The sequence below is a fragment of the Aeromonas simiae genome, from assembly GCF_000820125.1.
In the GTDB taxonomy this organism is placed as follows: domain Bacteria; phylum Pseudomonadota; class Gammaproteobacteria; order Enterobacterales; family Aeromonadaceae; genus Aeromonas; species Aeromonas simiae.
In genome coordinates, this window is the sequence record NZ_CDBY01000071.1 from 38,302 (window position 1) to 58,913 (window position 20,612).

At 58.2% G+C, this 20,612-nt stretch carries 15 protein-coding genes and 1 pseudogene; 5 read left to right on the plus strand and 11 right to left on the minus strand.

Translation table 11 applies throughout. From position 1 onward, the window contains the following. The first annotated feature begins 119 nt into the window (after nt 1–119). From BN1134_RS15305 to BN1134_RS19410, 5 genes are all read left to right on the plus strand, one after another. Complete coding sequence (locus BN1134_RS15305; RefSeq protein ID WP_269746976.1) at nt 120–413, plus strand: helix-turn-helix domain-containing protein; 294 nt, start codon at nt 120–122, stop codon at nt 411–413. Next, nucleotides 400–1,713 (plus strand): HipA domain-containing protein, encoded by a 1,314-nt coding sequence (locus BN1134_RS15310; protein WP_042048301.1) that lies wholly within the window; start codon nt 400–402, stop codon nt 1,711–1,713. Before BN1134_RS15305 ends, BN1134_RS15310 begins: the two co-directional genes overlap by 14 nt. Nucleotides 1,714–2,659: 946 nt before the next feature. After that, nucleotides 2,660–3,775: a hypothetical protein gene (locus BN1134_RS15315; protein ID WP_042048273.1), complete on the plus strand. Its 1,116-nt coding sequence runs from the start codon at nt 2,660–2,662 to the stop codon at nt 3,773–3,775. Between the two features lie 433 nt (nt 3,776–4,208). Beyond that, complete coding sequence (locus tag BN1134_RS19405) at nt 4,209–5,381, plus strand: AAA family ATPase (protein ID WP_084214833.1); 1,173 nt, start codon at nt 4,209–4,211, stop codon at nt 5,379–5,381. After that, complete coding sequence (locus BN1134_RS19410; protein WP_084214834.1) at nt 5,378–6,121, plus strand: HNH endonuclease; 744 nt, start codon at nt 5,378–5,380, stop codon at nt 6,119–6,121. Before BN1134_RS19405 ends, BN1134_RS19410 begins: the two co-directional genes overlap by 4 nt. A gap of 1,043 nt (nt 6,122–7,164) precedes the next feature. Here the strand turns inward: BN1134_RS19410 and BN1134_RS20365 are convergent. The 11 genes and pseudogenes from BN1134_RS20365 to BN1134_RS15380 all read right to left on the minus strand — a co-directional run. Next, nucleotides 7,165–8,226: pseudogene (locus tag BN1134_RS20365) on the minus strand (type VI secretion system PAAR protein); the annotation flags it as partial. Nucleotides 8,227–9,148: 922 nt separating this feature from the next. Beyond that, nucleotides 9,149–9,742 carry an adenylyl-sulfate kinase gene (gene cysC / locus BN1134_RS15335; protein ID WP_042048277.1) on the minus strand — a complete coding sequence of 198 codons (594 nt, stop codon included), beginning with the start codon at nt 9,740–9,742 and terminating at the stop codon, nt 9,149–9,151. Beyond that, nucleotides 9,739–11,160, minus strand: a complete 1,422-nt coding sequence (cysN, locus tag BN1134_RS15340; RefSeq protein WP_042048278.1) for a sulfate adenylyltransferase subunit CysN — start codon at nt 11,158–11,160, stop codon at nt 9,739–9,741. Before cysN ends, cysC begins: the two co-directional genes overlap by 4 nt. A 9-nt stretch (nt 11,161–11,169) precedes the next feature. Next, nucleotides 11,170–12,099: a sulfate adenylyltransferase subunit CysD gene (gene cysD / locus BN1134_RS15345; RefSeq protein ID WP_269746977.1), complete on the minus strand. Its 930-nt coding sequence runs from the start codon at nt 12,097–12,099 to the stop codon at nt 11,170–11,172. Nucleotides 12,100–12,124: 25 nt separating this feature from the next. Next, nucleotides 12,125–13,531: a siroheme synthase CysG gene (gene cysG / locus BN1134_RS15350; protein ID WP_042048280.1), complete on the minus strand. Its 1,407-nt coding sequence runs from the start codon at nt 13,529–13,531 to the stop codon at nt 12,125–12,127. Between the two features lie 156 nt (nt 13,532–13,687). Next, complete coding sequence (gene nirD, locus BN1134_RS15355; protein WP_052449510.1) at nt 13,688–14,029, minus strand: nitrite reductase small subunit NirD; 342 nt, start codon at nt 14,027–14,029, stop codon at nt 13,688–13,690. After that, nucleotides 14,026–16,527, minus strand: coding sequence for a nitrite reductase large subunit NirB (gene nirB, locus BN1134_RS15360; RefSeq protein ID WP_042048281.1), 2,502 nt, complete (start codon nt 16,525–16,527; stop codon nt 14,026–14,028). The genes nirD and nirB overlap by 4 nt, the downstream gene beginning before the upstream one ends. A 19-nt stretch (nt 16,528–16,546) precedes the next feature. Then, nucleotides 16,547–17,374, minus strand: a complete 828-nt coding sequence (locus BN1134_RS15365) for an ABC transporter ATP-binding protein (protein ID WP_042048283.1) — start codon at nt 17,372–17,374, stop codon at nt 16,547–16,549. Nucleotides 17,375–17,389: 15 nt separating this feature from the next. Next, nucleotides 17,390–18,319: an ABC transporter permease gene (locus BN1134_RS15370; RefSeq protein WP_156991827.1), complete on the minus strand. Its 930-nt coding sequence runs from the start codon at nt 18,317–18,319 to the stop codon at nt 17,390–17,392. A 14-nt stretch (nt 18,320–18,333) separates the two neighbouring features. After that, complete coding sequence (locus tag BN1134_RS15375; protein WP_084214836.1) at nt 18,334–19,677, minus strand: CmpA/NrtA family ABC transporter substrate-binding protein; 1,344 nt, start codon at nt 19,675–19,677, stop codon at nt 18,334–18,336. Nucleotides 19,678–20,009: 332 nt separating this feature from the next. Continuing rightward, nucleotides 20,010–20,588, minus strand: coding sequence for an ANTAR domain-containing response regulator (locus tag BN1134_RS15380; protein WP_042048285.1), 579 nt, complete (start codon nt 20,586–20,588; stop codon nt 20,010–20,012). Between the last annotated feature and the right edge of the window lie 24 nt (nt 20,589–20,612).

Genomic DNA, 20,612 nt, shown 5'->3' on the forward strand with positions numbered 1-20,612 from the left:
ACTTTCTTGTCGTCATCAGCAGTAAGGCCATAAAAAGTGCATCATCGTACACTTTTAGTTAGTGGTTTCTCTTTCCATGGGTTAAGGTGTAATAACCTACACTTTTTATCGTGATAATGATGGCAAACGGATCGCTGCAAACCGGCCCACAAGAACTGGATCCCGCCTCGCTGGGCGTAGCGATACGGGAAAGACGCAAGGCCGCCAAGATGACCCAAGAAGTGACGGCCTCCCTGTGTGGCATCTCCAAGAAGACCCTGATCAAGATTGAAAAGGGGGGGGATGTCTACCTCTCGACCCTGTTGCAGGTGATGAAGGCGCTGGGGATGAGGTTGCAACTGGAGCAGGAAGCTGGCGCGCAGTTAGCAAGCGGCAACAACCGACCAGGGATCGATGATGATGAGTGGTTCTAAACACCATCGGCTCGAACTTCGGCTGGGTAACCGGCTGATCGGCCATCTTGAGTATGACTCCACTCAAGATACGTTTGGGCTCGGCTATCTGCCAGAGTGGCAAGCACGCGGGTTCCCGCTCTCACCGCCGCTGACGCTGGACGGCTCGGCCAGCAGCGCCCAGATCCGGGCGTATCTCGGTAACTTGCTACCAGAAAATCGCGGACTGGATCATCTGATTGAGGCGCTCAGCGTTTCGCGCAGCAATCTCTTTGCCCTGATCCACGGCATTGGTCGCGATGTCTCCGGGGCTGTCACCTTTACCCTGCCCACAGAGCAAGACGTCCCCACCCTGTTTCGCCCCATCACGCCAGAGGAGCTGTTGCTGCGACTTGACCAACCCGAGACCTGGCCATTGGAAATCTGGGATGGCCGCCCCCGACTCTCGGTTGCGGGGGTGCAGGCCAAGCTCAACGTGCTGCGACGAGAAGGATCCCTGGGATTTGGCGAGGGTGAACTCTGTTCAACCCACCTCCTCAAGTTCGAGCATCACCCTCATCTGGTGATCAATGAATTTGTGACCATGCGGCTGGCGGCGTTGCTGGGTATGTCGGTCGCCCAGGTCGAACTTCACACGGTTGGTCTGGGTGAAACATCTCACCGAGGCTTGCTGGTAGAGCGGTTCGATCGGCGTCTCGATGAGGATGGCCTGAGGGTACGCCGCCGTCACATGATCGATGCCTGTCAGGGGTTGGGGTTTCCCGTCACCCGGAAATATGAACGCAACTTCGGTGATGGGCGAGACGTGGCCCATATCCGGGAAGGGGTGAGCCTGCCACTGCTGTTCAGCCTCTGCGCCCTTTGCATCAATCCGGCGCAGGCCAGATTGAACATGCTGCAATGGCTGCTCTTTAACCTTTGCGTTAACAACCATGATGCCCACGGCAAAAACTACAGCTTCTTCGTCTCGCGGGCAGGGCTGACACCCACGCCTTGGTACGATCTGGTCAATGTGGGGCTCTACCCCGAGTTCAACCAGCACTTGGCCATGGCTATAGGTGACGAGTTTGCCCCCGAGGCGGTCAACGCATGGCAACTGCTGGAGATGGCTGAGGCGTGTGATCTGCCCAGACGCCTGTTACAGCAGACCCTGCACAAGATGGCCAGCGACATCCTCCACCATCTGGATGCCGCCATCGCCATGGTCGAAACAGACAACCCCGCCGAGCTGGCGTATCTGGCGCGCTACCGGAACAACGTCGAGCGCCGCTGCCGCCATTTTCAAGATCAGGCTGCGATATTGCCCGAGCTGCAACTGTAGCCACTCATCAGGAGTTGGAGGAGCTCGGCCAAGCTCCTTGCCTATGGCTGGCATCACAATCCCTACGGGATTGCTGCTACGCGAGATTTCGCCCGCCCTGCGGGCTGTGGCGAGCGGCTTTTCTTTGTGTGGCCAAACAAAAGTCACCCATCGAGCGGCCACCTGCGATTGTGCTGGCCGCGACAAAGCGCTAAGAAAGGTGGGCGCCCCATTTTTCCGCCATTTTTCGCGCGGTTGCCCTCGGGTCAGTCGCAAGCTCGCCGGATCGCCGAGCACGGCCCTTTGGTCTACGCCATCCATGGCTTCGGCCAAAGCCCGCGTCAAACCTCCCTGTTCTCGCGCCACATCGGGGTCGAGCAGTGCTCGCCCTGACCCGATTTGGCCCATGCCCCGCTGCGGCTGCGCCGTCCTCCCTGAGGGCGCTTGACCTTGCTCCTTCCCCTCAGCGGCTTGGAGGGGGAGCCAATACCGCGGCCCTGATGCGCTGGCTGACCGCTCACCCACCGTATCGATTGCCTACCCGTTGGGTAGCCCATCGCCACTCGTTACTGACTAATTTATTGATCGGCCTCAGAAAACCATCACCTCCCTCTTCCCTCCCCCACTTCGCTCGCTAATATCTCCGTTTGGCAACCTCTCGTCGGAGTCACCCATGAGTCATGGCCAGCATCACATCGCAGGTAAACCGCAGCAAACTGGAGTTGTTACCCAGTGCGGTAGCCTTGCCGGATGGAATGGATAAGCAAGAGTTACCCACTACGAGCCACTCAAAATGGCGGCTGTCCCAACTTCTCTGCTAAAAGCAAGCTGGTAACATTATGATTTAATGATAATTTTCATTTGGCGGCAATGAAGATGTTACGGAGTTATATGGAAGGCTCTACTAACGGATTAATACCGCCTTCCATCTAATTACTGTGAGAGCAATAATCGAATAGGAATCTGTATGAAAGCATTTGGGATTGGTTGCCTACACTTTTCCTTTAAGGGAGGGGAAAAGAAAGAAATTACGGTCAAAAAATATATTGATGAGGTCAAAGCTTCATTGGAGAAGCTATCCAATATAAGCGATGTCGAGATATTTTTTGATGAAGATATAAAAGACGAGAAGATCGACATCTCTGAAAGTACCCATATGAACGATGGCGACCCTTGTCATCCACATATTCCATTTTTCGAACTCTCATTTAGCCTCTATCTCCCCAGAAGAGTTCAAAGTGAAGTAATTAAAAGGGATCAAGTATATCTAGATACTGATAACTTTCACGTAATATTTAAACATGACTGGCATGGGCCATATACTGTTGTGGAATGTGTCGGGGCCGGTGAAGAATCCTCTCCTTCTACCGCGATCCAAATAGTAAGGGAGTACCTTAAGCGAGAAATCGATTCAAACAGCGGCATTCTAAAACTTGACTTTGTAGGCCCTTCTCCTTTTCATGCGAATTTTTTCTTAAGCCAGTGCGAACAGCAAGCATCTGAGAAATCTTCAACCTTCGAGTTAATTCATACAAAAGTACCTGGCTACGATAATATTAAATTTGAATATCATAAATCTAAATTTGAATCAGAAGAGATAGCATTTGAAACGTTGATTTCAGAATTTTCAAGCGAAATAGCATTTTTTTATCAACTCAAAATCATGAACTCAAGTCGTTCTTCTGATTGGGTTGGCATACAAAATAATTTACATAATCTTCTCGAGCTAGAAGACGAAAGCCATAAGAAAACCTTCAAAGACAGGTATTCTAAAAAGCCGAAACTACTGAAGAACCTTCACAGGGAAATAGGGTTATTTAAAGGCCAGGAAATATTTAATAAAAACATACGTGATCAGTATTACTTCAGTATATATAAAAGTGAAAAGCATAATATTTACTTGAAATCTTTTATTGATGCGACGCTAGATAACTGGCCAGCTTATCCTGTCAAAGAAACATCAGAAATTGTTAACTATTTTGATGGTAAAAGCAGTAAATCAGTGGAGTTAACGGTAGTATTCTTTGCGGCCGTTTTTGGGGGAGCGATTGGTGCGGCGATCACAGTACTATTCGGGTCCTAGCTCTAACAAGGCGCAGCAGCTCGCCACTGTGCGCGGCGTTGGGCGTCTTAACACCATGAGCACCACTCCGAGCATGGCTGCTCCCCTACAAAGAATCCTCGAAGCCGAGTTGGCGGCTGGGAATGAAGTCAAGGAGGTCTCATCTTGGCCACCGAAGTGCGCCCTGCTCGTAATTCTTCGCCGCCCATTTTCTCAGGCATACGCGCAAGACCCCGACGTTGAGTTCGCGACCATCAACGACACTCATTATTGGAAAGCTGAGTACCGCTACAAAGGCGGGATTCAAACGCTGACCTGTGACTTCCGATGAGCGCGCCTGATTGCGGGCAGAGCCACTCAACCCATCATTCCAGCGGACAGCCTCCGGCAGCCACTGAATTCAAACATCAAGCGCTTTAGATTTACTGAATCTATAGCAATTTGGGAAATATCTATGAAAGTGAAATCAATAGAAATTAATGGAATAGGCGGTATTGGAAGCCTTAAAGTTGATTTCAACGAGCGAATTAACTTTATTTGCGGTCCGAATGGAATTGGAAAAACAACATTACTTGAATGTGTTGCTCATTCGTTTTCCGCTAACCAGACCAATATTTTAAAGCGAAATGTATCAGCTCATCATGGAAGCTTCAAAGCTGTTATTGAGATTGACGAAGGTACAGCTGAATCAAATATAACCATTGCCGATTTTGACCCAAACAAGCCATCATATATAAATGGCTTATACCAACATGCCTCGAAGCTCTTTTCGCTGAAAGTAACTAGAACGTTTCAATATCAACCATTAAATGCTGTAGGCAAAGATGTTGATAAGGACACAAACACCTCATATCAAGAGGCAATGTTAGGGATCAATGTTAATGAGGTAAAGAACTGGTTTGTAAATAGATATTTATACTCTGCTCACGAAGGTGCCTTGACAGAACAACAGCTTAACAATCTAGAATTAGCTAAAAAAAGTTTTTCACTGTTAAATGAAGAGTTCTCATTTAGTAAAGTTTTGGCTTCTTCTAATGAAATAATGATTCATACACCGAATGGCGAAATATATTATGAATATTTATCTTCTGGTTTTAAGTCTTGTTTATCTATCATATTTGGTATCATTAAAGACATTGAATTGAGATTTAAAGAGCCTTGCATTAATGCTGACGAGTTTGATGGAATTATCTTGATTGATGAATTAGAGCTTCACTTGCATCCTGAATGGCAAGGAAAAATTGCCAAGATATTGGTGCAGGTATTTCCAAAAGCACAATTTATCACCACAACGCATAGCCCTCACATACTACAGAGTGCCAACCCTAATGAAATCATTGCTTTAGCATCTGATAATGGGCAGGTCTATAGACGAGATTTGTCTGGAACAAAATATGGATACCAAGGGTGGACAGTAGAAGAAATACTTGTAGATGTTATGGGCATGTCAGATACGCGTACTGAAAACTATTATAAATTTATGTCAAACTTTGAATCGGCGATTGATAATGATGATTATCACACTGCTCAGACAGCTTTTCAAGAACTCGAACATTTACTGCACCCGGAAAACCACCTTAGAAAGCTGCTCAAGTTTCAATTGGCAGCAGTAAAGGGGGAATCATGATCAAGCTTGATAGAGCACCTAAGCCTGATTTTCTGACAGATGAAAAAGTTGATGAATTAGTCAATGAATTCAAAGAAAATTCAACGTCGGTATGGAATAATGAAAACATAAAAGAAGCTCTTCTTAATTCAAGTTATGGTAAATGCTCATATTGTGAGTGTGACCTAACGGAAGAAAGCAAGTATATGGAGGTCGAACACTTTGAGGATAAAAAGCATAACCCCGATAAAGTTGTATTGTGGGAAAATCTGCTGCCAGCATGTAAAAAATGCAATGGTGCTAAAAGTACTCATGATGTAATCGCACATCCAATATTGAACCCATATATCCAAGACCCAAAAGATCACTTATCCATCCGATTTTTTCGTATGCGAGGCTTAACAAAAATAGGAAAAGAAAGCATTGACGTTGTTGATCTAAATAACCAAGAAAGGCTTGTATTAAAGAGATTTGAGATAGGAAGTCAAATAGCCAATTCGATTGAAATTGCTTGGGAAAGACATGCTACTTATAGAACTAATGGCAGAACTCAATCAAAAAACAGACTTATCAGTCTTGTAGAAGGTATTCTTTTAGAGTGTCAGCCTAAAGCAATTTATGCTGCAACCACAGCAACTGTCGTACTAACTGACACAAGCTTTTCTGAATTGATTAAAGTTATGAAGGATGAAGAAACGTGGAATGAATACTTGGAAGAACTTTACAAAAATGCTCAATCGTTAGTTTTACAATGCGCTTAACAAGCCAAAGTACTCGGACACAGCAAAGCTGTGCCGGTGTTTTAGAGGTTCTGTAACTTAATGAACACTCAAACCCAATTCAGCGATTTATACAACGAATTCAGTGGTTATTTTCTCAAATCTAAAATTGAAGGGTACCCCCATTGTGAACTACGAAGTGCAGAAAACTTATTACACAAAAATGATTTGACCCAGCTAGCATGGAACGATCTTCAGCTCTTCATTGCTAATGACAATGGCAACACTTAGTGATGTAGACAATTTCAAATACTTTTTACCCCGTATCTTTGAGCTTTACATCACGGATTATTTGAACGCGCTATATGGTTTTGGATTGTATCTCTCAAAGCTCGGGTATGGTGGTTGGACTACGTGGCCTCAGAGTGAAAGAAAATCTATGTTAAGGCTGTAGATAGTTGGGTTATGCTATTAAAGTGATCTATCTTAGAGGAAGATAAAAGATTGCTAGAGGATATTATTACAGATATAAAATGCTATGATGTCGTATAATCAAACCTGCTAGGAGGATAAATTGGGACACCAACCTTTCTGAGCACAGTGTAGTAGCCAACTGAATCAAAATGATGACTGTCCCATTTTCACCTTATTCACTATTGGTGCCTTTTCTTTTTAATACTATTTATCTTTCAAGCGCTGACATTCATCTAAAGATATTGCGTAGACGTGATATGAGTTCCAGCGAGAGATCCGTTTCTGGTCTTTACACTCAACAAAACCATCTACTTTTTCATTTAATTTTAACTTAGTTACGAACGTTAAAGCTGGGGCTATTATCAATATCAAAAAAATAAAACTTAGCCTAAAGAATTTGTCAGGTTTTCCAATTTTACATAACGACATTATCACGTGGGCAACTAGGACAAAACCAAAGAGGGGGGCACAAAAAGATGCCCAAATGTTTGCAATACCACTAACCCTGAATGAATCTAGGTCATTTGAAAATGCAGCATGTAAGTTATCTGATACTTGCCATATACCACCCAAAATAAAAGCTGCTGCAATGATCAGTCTAATAATATGTATCACTCAACTAGCCTCTTCATCGCGTTTCCAATCTCTTTGGAGAATCCATAACGTTCGTCTAAATCATCTAATACTGTTCCCATATAGAACGACCCAAACGCAAAGAGAGTTCCAGTTATAAGAATGCCAGATACCGGTATTGTCGCAACGACTAGAGACATAGTTACAAGCGTTGTCATACCTTTGATTATGTCGCCAGAACTATTACCAATAAACTCGGCTAAAGTCGCTTCATCGCGCAAGATGTAATCAGCAGCATTCACTCCGACAGCAAAGGCTACTTCGATCCCCGCATTTACCTTGACCCATCGAGCAGCCCCTTTTACATCATTCAAACCGATACCAATTTGAACAACTCTAGGATTACTCGCTTTCCATTTGTTCCCTTTCATCAAGGTTTGAGCATGACGGCGATAGTTCTTGATGATCACATAATCGATGCCCTTGATGTTCTTTGTGTAAGAGATAACACCAATTCCACCTAATCCACGTGCTGTCTGAGTCGCGGTTTTAATGCCGTCTACTAAATCGTGGTAGTTCTTGGTCGTCCCCAAAGCATCCTTGCCGCCCATCTCAGAGTAAAGCGTCTGTAGCAGCTCTTTAGCCTCTTCTAGTGACAATACAGCAATGTCAGTTGGTGCATCAGTGTAAACAACTTCGAGGTGCTTACCTTGGGCAAAATCATAGGGAGGCCAGTAACCGCTGTTAGCTGGGATCTCTACCGGTTCAGCGGGTTGTGGGACTGGGGCCGCTCTTGCTGCTGAGGCTTGATCTCCAATCACTACAGTTCCCGAGCCGATAATCACACCTCCACAATCAACCGCACTACCTGTTAGGGCAGCAGGCTTACCATTGATGAAGACAGTAGAAGAGCCTGATGCAATGGAGCGAGGATGCGGGGGATTTTTGGGTTTGTCATGAGGGGCCAGAGCGTCACCAACCCGAGCAGCGGGGATGCCATCAATGAATACATCTGATGAACCTTCGATGATGGCGGTAGGGTGAAAGCCATCATGATCCGTCCCAATATCCCCAACTTTAGCGGCCTTGCGCGACATTGAATGATATGTCCTTGATTAATCAAAAATTAATACAAAGTAACATCAAGCACTATTCGAACCCATCAGAAACCTCTGTTTATGGGACACCGTCAGTCGCACAGATGATCTAAAAGTGTGTGAAATTTATACCAGCACAGAGGTGTTCAGCCGGGCTCAGAATCCATGGAAGGAGTGCAACACTCGACACTATGGAGCAAAACGACATCACTTTAGTGCGGCACTGCCGTACTAAATCACAGCGAACCAATAGGGAAAGAAAGAGAGGGCCCTAGCGCCCTCTCTTATCAACGAAATTTGGGACACCTACCGTTCTGAGCGCCGCGTAGCGGCCAACAAAACAGAGCCCCCTCAGTCACAGCTGGGCACGGTGTTGACTCCCCCTCTGATTCGCCGAGACGAGGCCACAGCACTAGGTCGCGAGACAGGGATGTCGAGCGAGCGGCGGCGGGCCATGGAGGGCCCGTCGGCGCGTACCGTCGGTGCTGTGGCTGAGGTGAGGGGACTCGACGAAGGAGAGCGAATCAGCGGGGGGGCTTTCTTTTGGTGACTTTTCTTTGGCCACGCAAAGAAAAGTCACTCGCCACAGCCCGCAGGGCGGGAGAAACGCCGCGTAGCGGCAATCCCGCAGGGATTGTGATTCTTGTCGTGGGTCAGGAGCTCGGCCGAGCTCCTCCAAGTGGGCGGGCGAAATCCCTTCGAGGAGGAACTCCTCGCGTCCTATGCGGCAACGCCGCATTCTACTCACCCGGTGCAATGTGCTGCGCTTATTGCCCCCTACTCCCTAGTCCCCCCTCACATCGCATGTGGCGCAGCCACATCCATCCCCCCTCAGCTGAGGAAATGAAAAGGGGGCCTTGGCCCCCTCGCTTATTGATAAACCCCATTGGTGCGGGCTTTCCCGCGACAAGCTCACAAGTCGCCCCTAGTCGATCAACCCCCGCTGCCTCAAGGCCGCCAGCAAGGTCTCCACCAGTACCGGCACCGGCGCGCCGTCGTTGTGCAGATGTACCTCGGGGTTGAGCGGCGCCTCATAAGCGGAGTCGATGCCGGTGAAATTACGAATTTCGCCGGCGCGCGCCTTCTTGTAGAGCCCCTTGGGGTCGCGCTCTTCGCACAGGCTCAGGGGCGCGTCGACAAACACCTCGACAAACTCCCCCTCCCCCAAGAGATTGCGCACCAAGTCGCGCTCCTCCCGGTAGGGGGAGATAAAGGCGGTGAGCACGATGAGGCCGGCGTCCACCATGAGTTTTGCCACCTCCCCCACCCGGCGGATGTTCTCGCGCCGCGCCGCTTCGTCAAAGCCGAGATCGCCGCACAGGCCGTGGCGCACGTTGTCCCCATCGAGCAGATAGGTGTGCTTGCCAAGCCCCGCCAGCGCCTCTTCCAGGGCGCCGGCCAGGGTGGACTTACCCGCCCCCGAGAGGCCGGTGAACCAGATCACCAAGGGGCGCTGCTCCTTGGCCCTGCTTCTCTCCTGCTTGGTCACCGCATGGGGGTGCCAGACGATGTGATTCATCCCTGCCCCCGAGAGATATCGAGCGCCTGCCAGTGCGGGAAGTGCTTGCGAATGAGGGCGTTGAGCTCGAGCTCAAACTCGCTGACGCTCGTCTTGGCCGCCACCTCGTCCAGCGCCTGCACTATCATGCCGGCCCCGACCGTGACGTTGGAGAGGCGATCGATGAGGATGAAGCTGCCGGTATCGCGGATGTCGCGATAGGGGTCGAACGCCACCGGCTCGGTCAGGCTCAGCTCGCACAGGCCGATCTCGTTGAGCCTGAGCGCATCGGCGGCGTGCTCTTCGAGGTTGTTGATGTCGATGCGGTGGCGAATGGCCGCCACCTCGCCACGGCTCTTCTTGGTGGCGAGCTTGATGGCGTAGCTGCGGCCCGCTTGCAGGGGCTGCTCCCCCATCCAGACGATGTGGGCCAGCAGGCGGCGCGACACCACGGGCGGGTGCTCGGCGGCCACCAGCAGATCGCCACGGCTGATGTCGATCTCATCGGCCAGGGTGATGGTGATGGCTTGGCCCGGCAGGGCGCGCTCGAGATCCCCATCGAAGGTGACGATGCGCTTGACCGTGCTCTGCTTGCCCGACGGCAGCACCGCCAGCCGGTCGCCGACCTTCAATACCCCCGACGCCAGGGTGCCGGCAAAGCCGCGAAAATCGAGGTTGGGGCGATTGACGTACTGCACCGGCAGACGCACCGGGTGGCGCTCGAGATCGTGCTCCACGTCGGCGCTCTCGAGCAGGGAGAGCAGCGGCTCGCCCTGATACCAGGGCATCTGGGCGCTCTGGTTGACCACGTTGTCGCCGTCCAGAGCCGAGACCGGCACCAGGTGGATGGTCTCCACATCGAGCTGGCTGGCAAAGGCGCGGTAGTCGCGGCTGATCTCATCGAAGCGAGCCTCGCTGAACTCAACCAGATCCATCTTGTTGACCGCCACCACAAACTGCTTGATGCCGAGCAGGCTGGCGATAAAGCTGTGGCGGCGGGTCTGATCGAGCACCCCCTTGCGGGCGTCGATCAGGATGATCGCCAGATCGCAGGTGGAGGCGCCGGTCGCCATGTTACGGGTGTACTGCTCGTGGCCCGGGGTGTCGGCGATGATGAACTTGCGCTTGGCGGTCGAGAAGTAGCGATAAGCCACGTCGATGGTGATCCCCTGCTCGCGCTCGGCCTGCAAGCCGTCGACCAAGAGCGCCAGATCCAGCTTCTCACCGGTAGTGCCGAGCTTCTGGCTGTCAGATTCGAGCGCCTTTAACTGATCTTCATAGATCTGCTGGGAGTCGTGCAGCAGGCGCCCGATGAGGGTGCTCTTGCCATCGTCCACGCTGCCGCAGGTGAGAAAACGCAGCAGGCTCTTGTTCTCCTGGGCCTTGAGGTAGGCCTCGATCCCTTCGCTCTCGAGGGCGGTCTTGACGTAAGAATTCATGGCAACTCCTTAGAAATATCCCTGGCGCTTCTTCTGCTCCATCGAGCCCGACTGGTCGTGGTCGATGAGGCGTCCCTGCCGCTCGCTCGAGGTGGTCAGCAGCATCTCCTCGATGATCTCGGTGAGGGTGGTGGCATTCGACTCGATGGCCCCGGTCAGGGGGTAGCAGCCGAGGGTACGAAAACGCACCAGCTCCTGGCGCACCTCATCGTCGGGGCCGATGGGCATGCGTTCGTCGTCCACCATGATCTTGATGCCGCCGCGCTCCACCACAGGGCGCTTGGCCGCGAAGTAGAGGGGCACGATGTCGATGTTCTCGAGGTAGATGTATTGCCAGATGTCGAGCTCGGTCCAGTTGGAGAGGGGGAAGACGCGGATGCTCTCGCCCTTGTTCACCTGGCCGTTGTAGGTGCGCCACAGCTCGGGACGCTGGTTCTTCGGGTCCCAGCGGTGGTGGGCGTCACGGAACGAATAGACCCGCTCCTTGGCACGGGACTTCTCCTCGTCGCGGCGCGCCCCGCCGAAGGCGGCGTCGAAACCGTAGTGGTTGAGCGCCTGCTTGAGCCCCTCGGTCTTCATGATGTCGGTGTGCTTGGCGCTGCCGTGCACGAAGGGGTTGATGCCCATGGCCAGCCCCTCCGGGTTCTTGTGCACGATGAGATCCAGCCCGTACTTCTTGGCGGTCTCGTCGCGAAAGCGGATCATCTCCTTGAACTTCCAGTCGGTGTCAACGTGCAGCAAGGGGAAGGGGATCTTGCCCGGATAGAAGGCCTTGCGGGCCAGGTGCAGCATGACGGAGGAGTCCTTGCCGATGGAGTAGAGCATGACGGGGTTGTCAAACTCGGCAGCCACCTCGCGGATGATGTGGATGCTCTCCGCTTCCAGCTGCTGCAAGTGGGTCAATCTTTCGCGGTCCATGTCGACTCCTCGGTCATTCATCACGTCGTTGCTTACGGGTTCGGGATCAGGCCAGCTTGACCAGCCCGAGGGGGGCCGGCTCGGCGCGCTCGCCAAACCAGGCCAGTTGTTCATGCAATCTCACCACCTGCCCCACCACGATGAGCGCAGGGCTCTCGGCCTCGGCGGCCAGGGTGGCCAGTTGCTCAAGGCGCCCCACCAGGGTACGCTGACGCGCCGTGGTGCCGCGCTCGATGATGGCGATCGGCGTCTCGGCGGCGCGGCCGTGGGCAATCAGCTGCTGCTGGATAAGTTCGCTTTTCATCAGCCCCATGTAGATGACCAGGGTCTGGTTGCCGGCGGCCAGCGCCGGCCAGTCGGGCTGGCTGCCCTCGGCCTGGCAGTGACCGGTGATGAAGGTGGCGCTCTGGGCAAAGTCGCGGTGGGTGAGCGGAATGCCGGCGTAGGCGGTAGCCCCGGCGGCGGCCGTGATGCCGGGCACCACGGAGAAGGGGATGCCCGCCTCGGCCAGCACCTGCAACTCCTCGCCGCCACGACCAAACATGAAGGGATCGCCCCCTTTCAGACGCACCACCCGCTGGCCCGCCTTGGCGTACTCCACCAGCAGGCGGTTGGTCTCCTCCTGCGGCACGCTGTGGGCGCCGGCCTTCTTGCCGACCGACACCAAGGTGGCGTCGCGGCGCACCAGATTGAGGATCTCGGGCGAAACCAGCTGGTCATAGAGCACCACCTCGGCCTGCTGGATCTGTTGCAGCCCCTTGAGGGTCAGCAGACCCGCGTCCCCTGGGCCGGCGCCGACCAGCACCACCTCGCCCGCCGTCCGGCCGGATTGGGTCAGTTCGTCATCGAGCCAGGCCTCGGCCTGCTCCCACTCCCCCTTCTCGATGAGGCCACCGAGGGTGTTGGAGGCGTAGGCCCGCTCCCAGAAGCGGCGACGGGCCACTAGGGTGGTGAGCGCCCGCTTGGCGCGCTCGCGGATGCGCCCGGAGAGGGTGGCAAGGCCGCCGAGGTGGGCCGGCAGCAGGCTCTCGAGCCGCTCGCGCAAGAGGCGCACCAGCACCGGCGCCTTGCCGCCGCTGGAGACCGCCACCATGATGGGGCTGCGATCGATGATGGAGGGGAAGATGAAGCTGGAGCGGGCCGGATCGTCGACCACGTTGACAAACAGGCCGCGCTGGTTGGCGCTCTGATAGACTAGGGCGTTAACCGCCAAGCTGTCGGTGGCGGCCACCGCCAGCAGCTGGCCGTCGAGGTGCTCGGGGCGAAACGCCTCGGGAATGTGGGTAAAGCGCCCGGCGACGTCGGCAAAACCGGCATCGAGTTCGGGGGCGATCAGGGTGAGGCGGCTGCCTGCGGCCAGCAACAGGCGCGCCTTGCGCAGGGCCACATCGCCCCCGCCCACCAGCAGCACCTTGCGACCATCCAACTTGGCAAACATCGGCAGATAATCCATCTTGCACCTCTCCATACCTGATGAGCGCACTCTAGTGGGTTAAGTGAGTGCGATAAAATAATAAAGAACGTTCATTTATATCTTTCGGGAATATGCTTTGCCGCGAGATGGCAAACGGGGGAAGCGGCCCCCGCGAACGCGGGGACCGAAAAGAGGCTAGCGCGCCGGGACGGCCAGCCAGACCCGCTCGCCGTCGACCTTCACCGGCCAGGGGCGCAGCCCCAGCGCCGGGTTGTCAAGGCAGCGGCCATCGCGCAGCGAGTAGCGCTGCTTGTAGAGGGGGGACGCCACCATGGGCTCCCCCTGGCAGTCTCCCACCAGCCCCAGCGCCATCACCGCCACGCCCGAGACCGGGTCAACCCCGTCGATGGCATAGACGGCGCCGCCGCAACGAAACAGGGCCACCACCTCGCCGCCGTGCAGCAGGCTGCGCCCCAGCCCCTCTTCCAGCGCCGCCAGCTCGCACGCCGGCAGCCATTGCATCGCTTGTGTCGTCATACCACCTCCTTGATGTCGATCGCCGGCACCCACTGGCCGCGCGCGGCGCGCCGTGGCGGGGTGGGCTCCTCGGGGGCGTTGAGGTGCGCCTCAAACAGGCGCAGCTTGTCCGGGTCGGCCAGGGTCGCCTTCCACTCGCACTCCCAGCTGCCCACCACCGAGGCCATGGCGGCCTCCAGCTCGGCGCCGATGCCGAGCCGATCGTCGATGATGACCCCCTTCAGGTAGTCGAGTCCCCCTTCCATCCCCTCGAGCCAGACCGAGGTGCGTTGCAGGCGATCGCCGGTGCGCACGTAGAACATCAGCAGCCGGTCGATGTAGCGGATCAGGGTCTGATCATCGAGATCGGTGGCAAACAGATCGGCGTGGCGCGGACGCATGCCACCGTTGCCGCAGACATAGAGGTTCCAGCCGCGCTCGGTGGCGATGACGCCGATGTCCTTGCTCTGGGCCTCGGCGCATTCGCGGGTGCAGCCGGAGACGGCGAACTTGAGCTTGTGCGGGGCGCGCAGCCCCTTGTAACGGTGCTCCAGCTGCTGGGTCATGGCCAGCGAGTCCTGTACCCCGTAGCGGCACCAGGTGGAGCCGACGCAAGACTTCACCGTGCGCACCGACTTGCCGTAGGCCTGGCCGGTCTCAAACCCCGCCGCCACCAGCTCGCCCCAGATGGCCGGCAGCTGATCCCGACGCGCCCCCAGCATGTCGATGCGCTGGCCGCCGGTGATCTTGGTAAACAGGCCGTAGCGCTCGGCAATCTCGCCGAGGATGATGAGGCCGCGCGGGGTGATCTCGCCGCCGGCGATGCGCGGCACCACCGAATAGGTACCGTCGCGCTGCACGTTGGCAAGGAAGCGGTCATTGGTGTCTTGCAGCGCCCGGTGCGGCTTGGCCAGCACGTGCTCGTTCCAGAGCGAGGCGAGGATGGAAGCGATCGCCGGCTTGCACACCTCGCAGCCGAGCCCCTGGCCGTGGCGCGCCAGCAGGCTGTCAAAATCGCGGATCTGCTCGACCCGGATCAGGTGGCACAGCTCCTGCCGGCTGAAGGCGAAGTGCTCGCACAGGTGGTGGTTGGTCTCAAGCCCGAGCTCGCTCAGGGTCTGATCCAGCACCTGCTTGAGCAGGTTGCTGCAACCGCCGCAGCCAGTGCCGGCGCGGGTCACCCCCTTGATCTGGCCCAGCTCGTGATGCCCCTCGCGCACCGCCGCCACCACGGCGGCCTTGCTCACGTTGTGGCACGAGCAGAGGGTCGCACTGTCCGGCAGGGTGAGCGGGGCGGCGGCCGCCTCCCCTTCTCCGGTGAGCAGGGCCAGCACCGGGGTGGGCAGCGCCATCCCCTGCTGGTAGTAGGCGAGCAGCCGATCGTAGTCGCTGCCGTCCCCCACCAGGATGGCGCCGAGCAGCCGCTCACCGCGCTCGTCCACCACCAGCTTCTTGTAGACGCCGCCGCTGCGATCGAGCAGCAGCAGGGTCTGGGCCCCCGGCGTGGCCCCGTGACCATCGCCGATGGCCCCCACGTCCACCCCCATCAGCTTGAGCTTGGTCGACATGTCGGCCCCGCCAAAGCGGCTCTCACCGCCACACAGGGTGGCCACCGCGGCGCGCGCCATCTGGTAGCCGGGGGCCACCAGGCCGAAAATGCGCCCCTGCCACAGGGCGCACTCGCCGATGGCGAGGATGGCGGGATCGGAGCTCTGGCACTGCTCGTCGATGACGATGCCGCCGCGCTCCCCCACCGCCAGCCCGGCGCCGCGCGCCAGGGCATCGGCGGGGCGGATCCCGGCCGAGAAGAGCAGCACGTCGCACTCGAGGTGGCTGCCGTCGGCAAACTCCAGCCGATGGCGCGCCTGCTCGCCGTCGACAATGCACTCGGTGGCCTTGCCAAGGTGTACCGCCACCCCCAGCTCGCCAATCTTGCTGGCCAACAGCTCGCCGCCCAGCTCGTCGAGCTGCACCGGCATCAGGCGCGGAGCAAACTCCACCACGTGGGTCTTGAGCCCGAGCAGGCGCAGGGCGTTGGCCGCCTCCAGCCCGAGCAGGCCGCCGCCAATCACCACGCCGCTGCGGGCATGGGCACACGCCTCGCGGATGGCGGCCAGATCGCCGAGGGTGCGATAGACGAAGCAATGGCTGCGCTCACGCCCCGGCACGGGCGGCACGAAGGGCACCGAGCCGGTGGCCAGCACCAGCCGGTCATAGTCGATGGCCTCGCCGTTGCCGAGGATCACCTGCTGCCGCCCCCGGTCGATGGCCTCCACCGCGGCGCCGAGGCGCAAGTCGATGTCGTGGCCGGCGTACCAGGCCGGATCGGCCAGCCGCAGCGCCTCGGGGGCGCGCCCGCCAAACACCTCGGAGAGGTGCACCCTGTCATAGGCCGGATCGGCCTCGGCGCCGAGCACGGTCAGCTCGAACTGCGCCAACGCGCCAGCGGCCACCAGTTGCTCCACGAAGTGGTGGCCGACCATGCCGTTGCCCACCACCACCAGTCGCTGTTTGTTCATCCCTGTTCTCCTCGCTTGCTCAGGCCCGCAATTTGCCGGTCTGTGTCTTGTTCTCTTCCCCCTTGAGCGGGGTCACCTTGCGCTGTTTCTCGTACAAAAAGCGCAGCACCTGCTGGCGCAGCCTGTGGTAGTGGTGATCGTCGGCCAGCGCCACCCGATCCCGTGGCCGCGCCAGCGGCACCGCCAGCACCTCGCCGATGGTGGCGCTCGGGCCGTTGCTGAGCATGACGATGCGATCCGACAGCAGCACCGCCTCGTCCACGTCGTGGGTCACCATGATGACGGTGGTGCCAAGCCGGGCCTGAATCGCCATCAGGGCGTCTTGCAGGTGGGCGCGGGTCAGGGCGTCGAGCGCCCCGAACGGCTCGTCCATCAGCAGCACCTTGGGGCTGAGCGAGAGGGCCCGCGCTATGCCGACCCGCTGCTTCATCCCCCCCGAGATCTCGTGGGGCATCTTGTGGGCCGCGTGATCCATCTGCACCAGGGTGAGAAACTCCATCACCCGCTCGCTGACCCTGGCGCGGCCAGACTCCACCTGGCGCACCGCCAGCGCCACGTTCTCGAACACCGAGAGCCAGGGCAGCAGGGCGTGGTGCTGGAACACCATGGCCCGCTCCGGGCCGGGGCCGCGCACCTCGCGCCCCTCTAAGATGACGCCGCCACGGGTCGGATCGCACAGCCCCGCCACCAGGTTGAGCAGGGTGCTCTTGCCACAGCCGGAGTGGCCGATGAGGGAGATAAACTCGCCGCGCTCGATGCGCAGGTTGACCTGGGTCAACGCCTCGAAGTAGCCGCGCTCGGTGGCAAAGCCCACCCCCAGATCGCTCATCTGCAAAAATGTGTTCATCCATCGCCTCCTGATTCAGCGCAGCGCCGCGCGCTTGTCCCACGACCAGCGCTGCTGCAACGCCAGCATCAGGCGGTCGAGACCGCAGCCGATGAGGCCGATGGTCAGCACCGCCACCATGATGCGGGCCAGCGAGCTGGCGCCGCCGCTTTGAAACTCGTCCCACACGAACTTGCCGAGCCCTGGGTTCTGGGCCAGCATCTCGGCCGCGATCAGCACCATCCAGGCCACCCCGAGGGAGAGGCGCAGGCCGGTGAAGATCATCGGCAACGCCCCCGGCAGCACGATGCGGCGCACATGGGTCGGCCAAGAGAGGCGCAGCACCCGGCTGACGTTGCCCAGATCCGGATCGATCCCGCTCACCCCCACCGCCGTGTTGATCAGGGTCGGCCAGAGCGAGCACAGGGCCACGGTCGCCGCCGAGATGAGAAACGACTTGGAGAAGGCCGGATCGCCACTGGCGTAGAGGGCGCTCACCACCAGGGTGATGAGCGGCAGCCAGGCGAGCGGCGAGATGGGCTTGAGCACCTGCACCAGCGGATTGACCGCCTGATAGAGGCGCGGATTCATGCCCAGCAGGATGCCGAGCGGCACCGCGATCAGGGTCGCCAGACCAAAGCCGAGCAGCACGGTGCGCAGGCTAGTGAGCACCTGGCTGACGAAGGTGGGGCGTCCTGTGTAGGGCACCAGACGCACCGTAGCAGCCGGATCGGCGGCCAGCCGCTCGGCGTTGCGCTTGGCCTGGCGCGCCATGAAGGCCTGTTCGCGCTCGCGCTCGGCCAGAAACTCCTCGCCAAGCTGGCCGGCCTGGCTCAGGGTGGCGAGCGGGCCGGGCAGGGCGCCGAGCGAGGTGTTGACCTGGCCCGCCCCCCACTGCCACAGCAGCAGGAACAGGGCGCCGCCCAATAGGGGCCAGAGCAGGCCTTTGCAGAAGTTGAGGGTCATGTTGCGCTCCTTGTTCATTGCACCCGCTCATCGCCCTTGAGGCCGATGGGGAACTGGCTGAGGTAGTCGTTGGGGCGGCGGCCATCGAAGCGGTGGCCGTCGATAAAGCCCGCATCCGGCGCCCGATAGCCGCTCTCGTTGGCAAAGTCGACAAACTCGTCGGCCTTGAACTTGCCCTCGGCCACCAGCGCCTCGGCGGCCTGGCGGTAGACATCGGGGCGGTAGACGGCGCGGGCCACCTCGTCATACCAGGCGTCGCTCTGGCCGGTCGGGATCTGGCCCCAGCGGCGCATCTGGGTCAGCAGCCAGACCGCGTCCGAGTAGTAGGGGTAGCTCGCCTGATGGCGGAAAAAGAGGGTGAAGTCGGGAGCCGGGCGCTCGTCTCCCTTGCCGTAGCGGAAGGTGCCGGTCATGGAGGCGCGCAGCACCTGCTCGTCGGCCCCCACGTAGTCGGGGCGGGCCAGCAGCTTGGCCGCCTCGGCCCGGTTGCGGTTCTCCCCCTCGTCGAGCCAGCGGGCGGCGCGCAGCAGCGCCTTGATCAGCCGCACATGGGTGTTGGGGTAGCGCTCGGCGAACGCCCGGGTCACCCCCAGCACCTTCTCCGGGTTGGAGTGCCAGATCTCGGCATCGGTGATGACCGGCACCCCCAGCCCCTTGGCCAGCGCCTGCTGGTTCCACGGCTCGCCGACGCTGTACCCCATGATGGTGCCCGCCTCCAGGGTGGCCGGCATCTGCGGCGGCGGCGTGACCGAGAGCAGCACGTCGGCCTGGATCTGGCCCGCGTTGTCGCCGCGCGCCGGGGCGTAGAAGCCCGGATGCAGGCCGCCGGCCGCCAGCCAATAGCGCAGCTCGTAGTTGTGGGGGGAGACAGGGAACACCATGCCCATGTTGAACGGCTTACCCTGGCTGCGGTACTGCGCCACCACCGGCTTGAGGGCCGCCGAGCTCACCGCGCCTGTCTGGCCGGCCAGCGCCGGCTGCATCTGCTGCCAGACCGCGTTTGCCACCGTGATGGCGTTGCCGTTGCGATCGAGGGAGAGCGCGGTGACCAGCTCGGCCTGGGTGCCGATGCCCACGTGGGCCGCCAGCGGCTGGCCGGCCAGCATCTGGGCGCCGTCCAGCTCGCCGCCGATCACCCGATCGAGCAGCACCTTCCAGTTGGCCTGCGGCTCCAGGGTGACGTAGAGCCCCTCATCCTCGAAGAACCCCTTCTCGTAGGCCACCGCCAGCGGCGCCATGTCGGCCAGCTTGATAAAGCCAAGGCGCAGCGTCTCTTTCTCCGGCGGCCCCAGCTCGGCGTGAGCCGATGTGCCCAGCAGCAGGGCAAAGCACAGTGCCCCCCATATTCTCATGCGCATCACGCGTCCTCCCTGTGTGACGGCGGCACCACCGCTGACGCCGTTGCCGGCGATGGAGCCAAAAAAAACGCCCCACCGATGCGGGATCGGTGGGGCGACGTTGCCCTGAGCCTGATGCGGTCAGGCGGCGGTAGTGTGAAGGTGCTCCCCGAAGGGCTGGCAGCCTTGTCTTGCTCTATGACTTATTCACATTGCGTGCCAGCTTGTTCCTGTGGCGTCAGATTTATAGCCTCACCCTGCTATCTGGCGTGTCACTGCGGGCCCGCTCGCCCTTTTCCCGCCAAGGTGCGGGGCCAACTGCGCCAATTCGGGTCACCCCTGCACCAGTTTGGTCAGCACCCCATCACCTGCAACAGCTGGCGCGCCAGGGTGGCCAGGCTCTTGCCCTGATCCATGGCGGTTCGGCGCAGCAGGCGGTAGGCCGCCTCCTCGTCGAGCCCGTGCAGGCGCATCAGCTGCCCCTTGGCCTGCTCCACCAGCCGCCGCTCCTCGAGCTTTTGTTCCAGCGCCTGCTCGCGCTGGGCCCCCTCGGCCAGCATCTGTTGCAGCTGACGCGCCAGGGTCAGCCAGGATTCGATACGCTCCTGCTCGCCACAGCCGTGCGGCACCAGCCAGACCCCGCTGGCCAGCAGCGCCTCCTGCTCGGCCGCCCCGAGGCGGCTGCAAAACAGCACCCGCGGTAGCGCCGGGCGACCGGTCAGGGCGAGGCGGATGTCGGCGCTGTAGCGGCGGCAGCTCACCAGCAGGCCATCGGCTGCCTCTTCGCGCAGCAGGGCATGGCGATCGAGGATGCGGGCGCGGTGGCCGTAGTGGCTACAGAGGGCGGCGAGGCGGTTGGCCTGCACCGGGTCGTCGGCGTGAACAAGCAGCAGGGAGCGGCTTGCGCCGCTCTGCAGTGTGCTAGGAGTCATGGTCTCTTCCGTGAGTGACATTGC

Excerpts from the sequence above, each read along its gene's own strand:
- BN1134_RS15305 (WP_269746976.1), top strand. The coding sequence starts at position 120 with ATGGCAAACGGATCGCTGCAAACCGGCCCACAAGAACTGGATCCCGCC.
- BN1134_RS15310 (WP_042048301.1), top strand. The coding sequence starts at position 400 with ATGAGTGGTTCTAAACACCATCGGCTCGAACTTCGGCTGGGTAACCGG.
- BN1134_RS15315 (WP_042048273.1), top strand. The coding sequence starts at position 2,660 with ATGAAAGCATTTGGGATTGGTTGCCTACACTTTTCCTTTAAGGGAGGG.
- BN1134_RS19405 (WP_084214833.1), top strand. The coding sequence starts at position 4,209 with ATGAAAGTGAAATCAATAGAAATTAATGGAATAGGCGGTATTGGAAGC.
- BN1134_RS19410 (WP_084214834.1), top strand. The coding sequence starts at position 5,378 with ATGATCAAGCTTGATAGAGCACCTAAGCCTGATTTTCTGACAGATGAA.
- cysC (WP_042048277.1), bottom strand. The coding sequence starts at position 9,742 with ATGAATCACATCGTCTGGCACCCCCATGCGGTGACCAAGCAGGAGAGA.
- cysN (WP_042048278.1), bottom strand. The coding sequence starts at position 11,160 with ATGAATTCTTACGTCAAGACCGCCCTCGAGAGCGAAGGGATCGAGGCC.
- cysD (WP_269746977.1), bottom strand. The coding sequence starts at position 12,099 with ATGAATGACCGAGGAGTCGACATGGACCGCGAAAGATTGACCCACTTG.
- cysG (WP_042048280.1), bottom strand. The coding sequence starts at position 13,531 with ATGGATTATCTGCCGATGTTTGCCAAGTTGGATGGTCGCAAGGTGCTG.
- nirD (WP_052449510.1), bottom strand. The coding sequence starts at position 14,029 with ATGACGACACAAGCGATGCAATGGCTGCCGGCGTGCGAGCTGGCGGCG.
- nirB (WP_042048281.1), bottom strand. The coding sequence starts at position 16,527 with ATGAACAAACAGCGACTGGTGGTGGTGGGCAACGGCATGGTCGGCCAC.
- BN1134_RS15365 (WP_042048283.1), bottom strand. The coding sequence starts at position 17,374 with ATGAACACATTTTTGCAGATGAGCGATCTGGGGGTGGGCTTTGCCACC.
- BN1134_RS15370 (WP_156991827.1), bottom strand. The coding sequence starts at position 18,319 with ATGACCCTCAACTTCTGCAAAGGCCTGCTCTGGCCCCTATTGGGCGGC.
- BN1134_RS15375 (WP_084214836.1), bottom strand. The coding sequence starts at position 19,677 with ATGCGCATGAGAATATGGGGGGCACTGTGCTTTGCCCTGCTGCTGGGC.
- BN1134_RS15380 (WP_042048285.1), bottom strand. The coding sequence starts at position 20,588 with ATGACTCCTAGCACACTGCAGAGCGGCGCAAGCCGCTCCCTGCTGCTT.